8 protein-coding genes are annotated in these 11,476 nt (G+C 58.2%); 4 read left to right on the top strand and 4 right to left on the bottom strand.

Annotation, left to right across the window (positions count from 1 at the left end):
• A partial coding sequence (locus H512_RS0119425) for a transposase (RefSeq protein ID WP_026782563.1) occupies positions 1-233 on the bottom strand: 233 nt, incomplete at its 3' end.
• A 149-nt stretch (positions 234-382) separates the two neighbouring features.
• Here H512_RS0119425 and H512_RS0119420 point away from each other — a divergent pair.
• Genes H512_RS0119420 through H512_RS0119410 form a run of 3 tightly spaced genes read left to right on the top strand, consistent with a single transcriptional unit; the run spans position 383 to position 5,428 of the window.
• On the top strand, positions 383-1,885 hold the full coding sequence (locus tag H512_RS0119420; RefSeq protein WP_026784830.1) for a tellurite resistance TerB family protein: 1,503 nt from the start codon (positions 383-385) through the stop codon (positions 1,883-1,885).
• A complete protein-coding gene (locus H512_RS0119415; RefSeq protein WP_026784829.1) occupies positions 1,882-3,204 on the top strand; it encodes an ATP-binding protein in 1,323 nt (440 codons plus the stop codon). The genes H512_RS0119420 and H512_RS0119415 overlap by 4 nt, the downstream gene beginning before the upstream one ends.
• Entirely contained in the window at positions 3,176-5,428 is a 2,253-nt protein-coding gene (locus H512_RS0119410) for a DEAD/DEAH box helicase (protein WP_053240080.1), read from the top strand. The genes H512_RS0119415 and H512_RS0119410 overlap by 29 nt, the downstream gene beginning before the upstream one ends.
• Positions 5,429-5,554: 126 nt before the next feature.
• On the opposite strand, the gene H512_RS26020 is transcribed toward H512_RS0119410, so the two are convergent.
• Positions 5,555-8,182: a serine protease gene (locus H512_RS26020; RefSeq protein ID WP_156899578.1), complete on the bottom strand. Its 2,628-nt coding sequence runs from the start codon at positions 8,180-8,182 to the stop codon at positions 5,555-5,557.
• Between the two features lie 489 nt (positions 8,183-8,671).
• Between H512_RS26020 and H512_RS26635 the strand changes: the two genes are divergently transcribed.
• Positions 8,672-9,133, top strand: a complete 462-nt coding sequence (locus tag H512_RS26635; protein WP_169507187.1) for a pentapeptide repeat-containing protein — start codon at positions 8,672-8,674, stop codon at positions 9,131-9,133.
• 78 nt (positions 9,134-9,211) lie between these two features.
• Here the strand turns inward: H512_RS26635 and H512_RS27940 are convergent, their stop codons facing one another.
• On the bottom strand, positions 9,212-9,649 hold the full coding sequence (locus H512_RS27940) for a peptidoglycan-binding domain-containing protein (RefSeq protein ID WP_425414193.1): 438 nt from the start codon (positions 9,647-9,649) through the stop codon (positions 9,212-9,214).
• Between the two features lie 1,654 nt (positions 9,650-11,303).
• Positions 11,304-11,476 (bottom strand): integrase core domain-containing protein (locus H512_RS26630; RefSeq protein ID WP_156899576.1); only part of this gene is annotated, 173 nt, incomplete at its 5' end.

The raw sequence follows: 11,476 nt of genomic DNA, 5'->3' as shown, positions 1-11,476 counted from the left end.
AGCTTCGGGATACGAAGCTCGACTGTGCCAGCACGTGTCTCCCAGTCCCGGTCGCGATAGCCGTTGCGCTGGGCTAGTCGGAAGCCATTCTTCTCGCCATAGCCCGCGCCGGTCTTCGTGCCGACCTCCAGCATCATCAACTTCTCGGCAGCAAAGCCGATCATCTCGCGCAGCAAATCGGCGTCGGCGCTCTTCTCAACGAGTGAGCGCAGGTTCATCATGTCGTCGGTCATCGGTGGTGTCCTTCAGGTTGGTCTTGAACAACCCGACCCTACCGGAAAACACTGGTGACCACCGCTACCCTGCTACACCACGCCCTGGGACACGATCCGCCTATGTCATGAGTCACCCGGAGACTCAGATTCGGACGCCCGCCAAACGAGTGGAGCGATCCCTCCTGAAGCAGGTTTTTGCCGATGAACTCTGCAGGCGTTTTCCGAAGGGAATAAGGATATCAGGCAAGTCTGGACGCAAGCTTAGGCTCGACTACCACGCCTGTAGTGGCACGTTCGATCTAGAAATCAAGCCATTCGGGCTCGATCTTGTCGATGTAACCGAGCGCAAGCAGCCGATCAGCGACGCCCGCCTCGTCTTCGACGCTTGCGTCGAGAGGCTCGAAGCCTATAGCCGTGCGCTCGGCAAAACCAACGGACTGAGACCGACCCTGGCGTCCATAGCGAAGCTGCCCGCTCCGTATCGCCTACAGGAGGCTTGCCGGTTAACCGATCAACCGCTCGTCCGTCTTTACGAATGGTCCAACGAAAGAAGGCCCGTGAGGATCGAGGATTTGGCCGCACTCGCCGGCATGCCCAAGGACAAACCGATCACGCGGGCGTTTGTCTCGGAGCTTTCGGGAACGCTCGTCGGTGTCGGCTTCGGACATACCGGCGATCCGGATTATGCGACCAGAATCCCGAAGGCCGGTGACACGGTCGTCGTCTTTCCCTTGACGAACGCAACGTCCGTCCCGCCATCGCCGAGCTACAGGTCGGCACAATTGATGGTCCTGCTCGGCTTGCTGATGGCATTCGCGGACGGCGAACTCCAGCCGCAGGAGCTATCGGAGATCAACGCGAGAATCGGCGCTCAATCCGATCTTTCCGAGGACGAGCGGCAGCGCCTCAAGGCGGAACTCACCGTCAGTCTCGATAACCCGAAGCGTCTCGATGAGTTTGCCAAGAAGCTCAAGGATGCGGATCCTGCCTCTCACGCACGCATCGCGGAGACGCTGATCGCGATGGCCACCGCCGACGGGACTGTTCACCCTGAGGAAGTGCGACAGCTTGAACGTCTGTTCCGCCTGATGTCGCTTGATACCGCCTCGCTCTATGGACGACTTCACGACGGCGCGGCAGCCAACCGAGGCAGAGTTGTCCAGACCAGCGACGACGAAGCTCCCGAAATCATTCCGCCGGATCAGCCATATTCGGCAACGCCGATTCCGCCTCCTCCCCTTCCCAGTTCAACTGCGACCGTTCGGGTCGATACCTCGCGGCTCGAAACGATCCGGGAGGAAAGTAGAAAGGCCAGAGAGCTCCTTTCGACAATTTTCGCCGATGATACTGACCCAACTCCTGAGCCGCCTCCAGTCGAGCCCGAGGAACCGGAAACATCCGGAGATCTCTTCGAAGGCCTGGAACGTCGCTATGGCGCCCTGCTTTTGGAGTTGAAGGCACGTGGGGAATGGGCAGCCGACGAGTTCGCGCGCCTTGCCCGTGAGGCGGGCCTGATGCCCGCTGCCGTTATCAACGTCCTCAATGACTGGGCGTTCGACATCTTCGATGAGCCGCTGCTCGAAGGCGACGACCCGATAACGATCAATCTTCAGCTGCTTCCGCTGCCGGCGGGCTCCGGATCTCAGTACGATGAGAGAGTGACGTCATGATAGCCAAGGCACCCGCAATTAAGCCACGCGACCGCGACACAATCCTGAGCGCGCTACGCGCAGGCGTCGTTCCCCGCCTCGGCTTGCAGCATATCCAGGTTGGGCGTCAGCGGGAGATCGAGGCGCTGGTCAACGATATCGATCGCGTCGATGGCGGTGGCGCGTCAATCCGGTTCGTCATCGGCGCGTACGGCGCCGGCAAGACCTTCTTTCTTTTCCTCGTCCGCCAGATTGCCTTGCAGAGAAAACTGGTCGTTTGCCAAGCCGATCTCGCTCCGGACCGCCGTATTCACGCAACTGGCGGCCAGGCACGCACTCTCTACGCGGAGCTGGCCAAGAGTATCTCGACGAGAGCGACGCCGGACGGGGGAGCGTTGCGAAATATCCTAGAGAGCTTCATTCAAAAGGCGTCGGAAAGGGCAAGTGCGACAGGCAAGACGATCGAGACCGCGATCAACGAGCTTCTCGGCGACGTCAGGGAGATGGTGTTCGGCTACGACTTCGCAACCGTCGTGACCGCATACGCCCGTGGCTATGAGGAAGGCGACACGACCTTGCAGGACGCCGCGCTTCGTTGGCTTCGCGGCGAGTATACCACTCGCACCGACGCACGAGTCGCCCTTGGCGTCCGCTCCTTCATCGATGACTCGGCCTTCTATGACGCCCTCAAGCTACTGGCGCGGTTCTGCCGCGTAGCGGGGTTCGGCGGCCTGCTTGTCTGCCTCGACGAACTGGTGAACCTCTACAAACTTCAGAGCGCGCAAGCGCGCAAACAGAACTACGAGCAGATCCTGCGTATCCTCAATGACGTGTTGCAAGGCTCGACGGAGGGCATTGGCTTCGTTCTCGGTGGTACGCCCGATTTCCTTCTCGACACCCGCCGCGGTCTATACTCCTACGAAGCGCTTCAATCGCGCCTTGCTGAGAACAGTTTTGCTCGGGGCGGCCTCGTCGATTACTCAGGTCCGGTGATCAACCTGCCCAATCTGACGCCCGAGGAGCTTTACCATCTGCTCGAACGGCTGCGCGACGTCTTCGCTCTCGGCGACCCGCAGAAATGGCTCGTGCCGGACGAGGCGCTCCATGCCTTCCTTGACCATTGCGCCAATCGCATCGGTGAGGCGTACTTCCGGACCCCACGAAACACCGTCAAAGCCTTTGTCGACCTTCTGTCGATCATCGAGCAAAATCCAGGAACGAATTGGCACGAGCTTCTCGGTGGTGTGAACGTCGACGAGGATCGTGGTGACATCGCGGATCATCAACTGATCGTGGACGGAGATGACCCGGATGACGAACTCACAACCCTCCGGCTTTGATCGTCTCTCAAAACCGGTTCGCCAATGGATCTGGCAGCAGAAGTGGCAGTCGTTGCGCGATGTCCAGGAGAAGGCCATTCCGGCTATTCTCGCAGGCGGTGACGTCGTTATTTCAGCGCGAACGGCGGCGGGCAAGACGGAAGCAGCTTTTCTACCTTTGCTCAGCCGGCTGGAGGCCAAGGAAACCGGCGCCGACGGCTTCGCGCTCCTCTACGTGAGCCCTCTCAAGGCGTTGATCAACGATCAGCACCGTCGGCTCGAAAGCCTGTGCGAATGCTGCGAGGTGCTGCTCACGAAGTGGCATGGCGACGTCTCCTCAAACGTGAAGGCGCGCGCTCGCAAACGTCCGAGCGGCATTGTGCTCATCACGCCGGAGTCGCTCGAAGCGTTGCTGGTTAGGCGGGGTGGCGAAGTCAGCCATCTCTTTTCCAATCTGGAAGCAGTCGTCATCGATGAACTCCATGCCTTCATCGGCACGGAGCGCGGCATGCAGATGCAGTCGATCCTGAACAGGATTGAGGTGGCTACCGGACGCGATCGGATTGACCGGATCGGACTGTCGGCAACTCTGGGAGATATGCGGCTTGCGGCCGAAGCGTTGCGCCCAGGATGCGGCGACGCGGTGACGCTGGTGGAGGGGAACGATCCCGGCAATGGTGTCCGTTTGCAGGTGCGCGGCTATCTTCTCGAACGACCGACGGCGCCTCCCGCTGTCGACGCGCCCGAAGAGCCGAAATCCGACAACGACATACCCAAGGAAGACGAGTTCTCCCGCTCATTGCTTCCGAAAGCGATGTCGGACGATCTCTTCCGTCTCACGCGCGGCAAGCGCAATCTTCTGTTCGCGGGCTCCCGAGTGAACGTCGAGGTCTGTGCCGATCGACTTCGCAACATGTGCGACGACGAGAGGCTTCCGCAGGAGTTTTTCGCCCACCATGGCAGTCTCTCGAAAGCCATCCGTGAGGACGTCGAAACCCGGCTTCGAGATGATCCCCGTCCCACCACGGCCGTTGCAACGACCACGCTGGAACTCGGCATCGACATCGGCGATGTCGATGCCGTCGCGCAGATTGGCCCAGGTAACTCCGTCGCATCGCTAAGGCAACGCATAGGACGTTCGGGTCGACGCGCCGGACGTCCGGCAACGCTGCGAATGTTCGTCGCCGCGCCTCCCTTCGAACGTGGAGGGCATCCGCTGGATCGCCTGCGCCTCGACTTGGTGCAGGCCATTGCGATGGTCGAATGCCTGATTGCCAACTGGTGCGAGCCGCCGATCAAAGCGGGACTGCATCTGTCGACACTCATCCACCAGACCCTCGCACTGATCCTGCAATACGGCGGGGTCTTGCCCGCTCAGGCATTCAAACTTCTTTGCATCCGCGGTCCATTCAGAAACGTTGACCGGGAGCTGTTCGCCGAGCTGCTGCGCTGCATGGCGTCGGACAGCTGTCGCCTCATCGAGCAGTCCGGGAACGGAGTGCTGATGATCGGCTCCGGCGGCGAGGAAATCACCGAAAGCTACGACTTCTATCCGGTGTTCGCGACCGAGCAGGAATATCGCATTGTCCACGAAACCCGCACCCTCGGGACCTACCCTCTCAGCTCGCCGCTCGCCCCGGGCGAGACGATCATATTTTCGGGTCGCCGTTGGCGGATCGTCGACATCGATGACCGAGCGCGCGTCATAGCCGTCAAGCCAACCCGAGCAGGCAATCCGCCCCATTTCCCGGGACGCGGCGGAGCGATTCACGACTACGTCGTGGAAACGATGCGAGCCGTTCTTTGCTCAACCGATACCTATCAGTACCTTGACCAGCAGGCGGCCCGCCAATTGGACGAAGCACGCGAAAGATTCAAGGAACTTCAACTCGATCATAAATCGGTTATCGCGCACGGCCAGGGCGTTTTATTGTTCCCGTGGGTCGGTACCCGCAAGCTTGAAACCCTGACGTTGGCCCTCATAGCAAAGCAGTTCAGGGCATCCAGCTATCACCACTCCATCGAGATATCCGACTGCACAGTCAATGGCGTCTTGGAAACGCTGGAAGAAGTGGCCAATGCTCCTGCCCCGGATGGGGTCGTCCTCGCAGGTCATCTCGCGCAGCCGGCACTTGCCAAGTTCGACAGCTTCCTGTCGCGAGAGCTGATGTGTCGCGTGACTGCCAGGGAGCGCATCGACGCCGAGAGCTTGCCGGAAATTGCGGGAAACATGCTGGGTGCGTGATGTTGCCCCTTGCGCCTAATCTGGTTTCAAGTTCTTTCTGGCCCAATGAGAGGACCAGAACATGAAGCGCAGTCGGTCCAGCGAATAGCGAAGAGTCGTGCATAATGAGGCCTGCGCACTCGTGGCTTATTGCTGACAAGTGATTTCCGCCGCGATCGCCTTGGCTCGGTCAGCGAGGTCCGGCCACGGTACTGGAGTTCCTACGCTTCCCAGCTCAAACGGGATAGATTGCGCTTCCAAGAACATCGTCGCCATTGAGGCCTTGATAGCAAAGTTCACGTTTTGCGGGATGTCGTTGTTCGCAACCGTTGCGATGAGCGAGTTCAGCTTTGAATCGACGACCCCGACCACATTGCCATAGACATCGATGAGTGGGCCGCCGCTATTGCCGGGCTGGACCGCCGCGTCCGTCTGAAGGTGGGCAATATCGTCGCGGAGCCCCGCCGTAGCGGTCACTGCTCCCCGAGTGAAGTTGCCGGAACTGGCCAGTTCCCCGGACAAAGGAAAGCCGAAAGCCGCAACATCTTCACCAAGCCGTACTCCAGGGCGCATCTTTGCGACATCAGCCGAGCGATAGTCGTTGGTTTCCACGACCGCCAAATCGTTGGTCGTGTCTCGGCCGCGAATGGCCCCTTCAATCGTTTTGCCGGCGACGATCAGGCCTACCTTTTCGCAGCCTGCAACCACATGGGCATTGGTCAGGAGCCTGTCGGCAGTAACAAAAAACCCGGTTCCGCTTGAGACAACCCGTTCCTTTTCGGGAGCGGCCGTCTGCGGCAGTGACGGAGAAACGGCTGCTGGCATGACCGGTACGGACGCGACCGTCGCAACAGGCGCCGGCGGGGAACGAGGTATTCCCAGCTCGACCTCGGACCGAAACAGATCCGACATCACAGTCGCCAGGCGGTCGCCGTGGAACTCCGCCATAGACGGCCAAATGAGTGTGAAGCCGACCACGCCACGACCGATGTCCTCAAAGCGCGTATACTGGGTAGCCAATTCGGCATGGCTTTTGATGACAATGAACTTCGGTTTGATCGTTTGATAGTCGATGACCTCAGATCGCGCAGCCTCCTGCATTATTCCATACAGGGCTTGGAGCGAGACGCCGGGGTAGTAATCGAGTTCGACAACCACACCTTCACTGGCAGTGCCAAAACGAACACCTGCCTCCGTCGCCAAAGTCGACTTGGCCAAACCTCGGGGGGCCCACAGTGGCGTGCCGGTCAAAGGATGGGTGACGCGCGACAAATCCCATATGCGAAGGACCGGGGATGCGGCCCGCAGCAACTCATCATAATCACCGTCCAAAAGAACCCCGTTGGGCAACTTGCCGTTGGCATTCTGGAAGTCCTTGATGGCTTGCCAGAGGTTCTTACCGAAACCATCTCCCGCCACGGCCGACCAATGTCCCAGGGACGCCAGAAGCAACTGGATATCGCGGCGTCGCTCGACGGGCATCGCCAAGAATGCCGCGCGTGCACCTTCAAGCGAAACCAGGGCTGTTGGGCTGGCTCGCGTGTCATCGGCGCCCGGAGTGATCGAACCGTAGCCATGCTCCGCCATATGCCGGCGCAGCCCGTCGAGAAAACTCAACCGATAATGCTGATCGGAAGGGCAAGTCTCGATCGGCTGAGGTTTACGGCAGGCGTAAACGCCAAAGTCGGAGTTCCGATCATAAAGGCCGGTCATGGCTGCCCATGCTGCTTGCCCCTCACCAATCCGGTTCTTGGCGGCAACCCATGCCGCGAGGAAACCGTTGGAGTGCCAGCGGTCTGGCTGAACCTTTGCGAGAAACTCCATGCCTCGAACGTCTTGAATGAGGCGGTGACGGAACTTCTCGTCTCCAGAGACATCTCGAACGGTCGCCTTTCCGAATTTGCTGATGCGGATTGGCTGCGTGGAGCAGGCGTAGCAGTCGAACGTATAGAGGAAGCTATTATCCGGCAGAATCAGCTCGGCTTCGCCATCCTCATCTGCGTCTTCGAGATGGATGCCGCCGCCGTCGCGGTTGCCCAGGTCAACCGTGGTCCATTCGGTTGGGCTTATAGCGTCGAGGACCACCGTCTCAGTGCAGCAATGGGCACCGCCCGAGTATGCGTCGATAAAGATCTCGGGAGTGTCGTTCCCGCCGTCAACTTCCGCGACCATAACGCTGGACGCATAGTCCGGTTCGCCTTCAGCAAAGGTATGGCGGACGTCCAGAACCCGCTTTCCTGCCTTTTGGGCCGTGACATGAGCCGTCCAGCCCTGTGCCGCCGGCTCCCGCGTGACTGTTACCTCAAGCGCGGCGAAGCTAACGACCCCAGGCTTGTCACGCTTCACTTTGGCACTTGCTTGTCGCTCGGCCGGCGCCTTCCATATGGTTTCGACGTAGTCGCGGCCAGAAGACAACAGCGCGTCACTTGGCAACGGAGGCCACATGATGGCTTGGGCGATCCGTTGAAGGCTGCCTTTGCGTGGCTCCAAGGAAACAGCCAGCCATCCCGATTTCGAGCGGATCACACGAGCAGTTGGGCCAAAAAGACGGGCAATTCCAATGGCCGTATCGACGTCCTGCGTGCTCGCAACGGTAACCCAATGAGTGCCTGGAGGCGGCGCAAACGTTTCTGCCTTAAGTGGGGTAGCCGAGCCCCAAACAAACACGCCAAATAGGAGGCTCACGGCCCAAGACAACCAGGGGCGTCGAACAACAGGAACGAGAAAATGCCGAGTCAGATGTCTGACCAGCCCTAAAGGCACGCTGAAAAACACTGCCGCCCCCCACGCTATCTTCCAGCTTTGCCACCCTACAACCAAGCGTCTACGGAGATGCGGGCGGCAATCCGCTCAAGTACATAGACCTAACAGGATTGGCACGGCGGATCGATCCAATTGGTGAAGAGTGCCAAGCGCCTCTGAGGAAGATTCAGAATATCAGGATGATATTGCCAGGCGATGGAAAGAATACCAAGATAATCCTTTTGGCTTGCCAGACATCGCCCCGCCTGGGTCGAAGCCCCGCGAGTCGCGTAAAGGCCATCTCAGAATAATCAACGACCTAGAAAAATACTTGCAGGAGCTAGAAAAGAAATATTCAGAACAATGTGGAGGCGGAAGTAGTAGTTGTTCGGAGCCTGAAACATCAGGCAGCAACATGTCGACAGCAGCCAAAATTGGTGCTGGAGCCGCGGTTATTGGTGCATGCGTAGCCGCACCGGAGCTTTGCATTCCGTCAGCTATAATTGGTGGAGCAGTGGCACAATGATGAGGATATATAACCGAGACGGTGCGGAGCTTCTGATCTACCAGTCGAGAACAGGGAACGATCTGGATCCGGTGGATTTACCTAGTGCTGCTCTTGAAAGAGCCGATCTAGAGGGGAAAGAGCTTAGCGAAGAAAACCTCGAAGGGGCAAACCTTCGGGAGGCGGACCTATATTGGGCGATTCTGTTTAGAGCCAACCTGAGGAATGCTGACCTGTCGGACGCATTAATGTGTGGCGCCGACCTGAAGGAGGCGAAACTTAATGGGGCAAAAATGACGGGCGCTAATCTTGGTGCGGATAATCTCGGTGGGGCTACCCAACTGCAGGGGGCCGATTTGCGAGGGGCTGAACTATCAGCCGCTAAATTGCGCAGTGCCGAGTACGACGAGTGCACACAATTTCCTTCCGGCTTTGATCCTGATGAGGCTGGAATGATTCTTGTTCGAGCGAGTATTTAGCTTGGAAAGAGTAACAGGGCCTATGTCGCACCGGCTTCCATTACATATTACGTTATGAACGGTGACGTTGCCCCCAATTTATCCAGTCTGAATACGTTTCGGGCGTTGGTTTTGTCCTGACGGATGGTAATGCAGAGCGTCGGCGCGGAGCCTTTCCTTTGGCGGAGTGGCAGAGTTCGACCGGGTGGGAATGCGGACGTTTCCGGTGTTGTCCACGACAACCTGCTGCCCCACTGCGCGACGATCCGAAGCGTATCCAGAAGCTGAGGCGTGATGGTGCCTGTGATCTTCGGCATCGGTCTGGTACTTCTCAATGACCAGCCGCGTTCCGGAGCCAGCGACGCCGTCCGCCGCCTTCTCTGTATAGTAGCCATGGGCCCGCAATGCAGTCTGGACCTGCCGGACGGCTGTCGAGAACTTGTCGGTATTGCTTGGCAACACTCGCAGAATCTTCGCTGCCCTTTGGCGATGCTGGGGTTGCCATGGCTGGGCTGCGACCACAGGAGGCGAATACATGAGTGCTGTGCTGTAAGGCATTCGGAAAGAGTGTATGTGCGTTCCAGCCGAAAGACTTCGAACAGCGGCGCCGAGTGGTCGTTGTCCAACGATGCCCTTCCCGGAGGCGGCATCGGACTTTACCGTTGCTACATCGAAGGGGGGCACGAACGCACATTTCCCGGTCTCAATAATTTTCCGCCTAAAGAGTCCTGTCACAATGTTGGAGTGCCCCCCTCATTTTCGGACGCCAAGTTATTGGACGGTGTTTCTAGTCGCCGGGGGATCGACCATCGCAGTTTCGCTATCACTAGACCTCACCGCAGCCCGTTAGGGGGGCGTGAGGCCGCCAACAAGGTAGGTCAATGCAACGTCGGCTTCCGGGAAGCGCAAGAGGCTGTCCGAGCGCGCCCAACAGAGGTGCAATGCGGACGTTTAGAAATGTCCCTTCCAAAGGACATCGTTCCCCCGATTGACGTAGGCCGTGATGGGTCGACACAAAATAAGGAAAGGCGGCGTGCCCTCCGGCCCGCCGCCGATTGAAGATATTCCACTTCGGACAGGTATTGCTCCCGTCACTTTAGCCAACCCATTGGGAACCCAAAGCCTGGTTCAAAACAATGGCTTGTTTTTCCAGAACTTTGAGTATCCCAATAACACCGTCTACAAAGTTCTGAACCATTCCAGAGAGAACTTGAGTCAGACTATTTTTGTCGAGCGGCTCAGGCCGGTAGTAGATGGGATCTGCAGACATTATTTACCCCTCATGACGAGAACTTCTTTACAGCCAAGGCGAATACACTGCACAACAGAAGCGATATTCCAGATATTTTGTACACGGATTGAGCACCACGGAGCATGCGGGCACTTTTTGGCGGAAGTCTATCTATGTATTCATCTTTGTACAGGACTAGATATTCTAGCGCCTTGCTCTTATAGTCAGACAATTTTATACTAGGATCAACTGCTCCGATCACGTAATTTATGGTCAGAATCGACGCGAACCACGCAATAGTGGAGGATAGCGCCCATATAGATAGAATATAGGACAGCATCCTACCCCAGGATTAGTGTCTGCAGGCCAACATTCGTCCGGATCCGTACCGATCTGAAACAAGCACCAAGCCTAGTTGCCAGTTGCAATCAAAGCCTCGCGGCAAGGTCGCATACGTGTAAGACAATCTAAAGACGGCATACGCGCAATGTCAATTGCATTCTACAACCTTCGGAAGAGTTTTAGGCTGTCTTGAGGTCTTCATCAACTAAAGGTTATGACCCTTCAATCCGGTTTTCAGCGCCCCCCAGTCGCGTTGATTGCGTGCTGGCACTCAGGATTCCCTCTGGTGCGCTCGCCAGTCTCTCAATGCCGCATGCGGCGGACACTATGCTACCCGACGAGATAGATCGGGCATTCAGAACTTATCGGGACGCCGATTTCCACCTGCCTAGCCAGGCAAAAAATACGGCCGAGCCGCGTCCACGTGGCCGAGCGGGGCGTATCTGAACGCGCTCGGCAAAACGGCGGGCCTTAGAGGTGGCCCCGATTGTTTGGACAGCGCCCCGCGGAATTTGAGTGGATCTCACGCCGGGGTGTCGACTGCGGGGCTTCGCGATTTCATCACGGCGTCGGGAGGGCGTAGCCCGACCAGAGCCGTGATGAAATCGCGGGCGGCGATCAGGCGGCCTCGGCCATCTGTCGCCCGCCGAAGTAGGCCTCGTCGGGTGTGCTGCCGTCAAGGCTCGAATGTGGCCGTCCGGAATTGTAAAAGCCGATGTAATTCGAGATCGACGATCTTGCGTCTCGAACGCTTTCATAGGCCCTCAGGTAGACCTCCTCGTACTTGATCG

This window comes from Pleomorphomonas koreensis DSM 23070 (assembly GCF_000425185.1).
Classification (GTDB): Bacteria; Pseudomonadota; Alphaproteobacteria; order Rhizobiales; family Pleomorphomonadaceae; genus Pleomorphomonas; species Pleomorphomonas koreensis.
The sequence above is the reverse complement of the archived record's forward strand: the minus strand, read 5'-3'. Positions and strand labels throughout refer to the sequence as shown.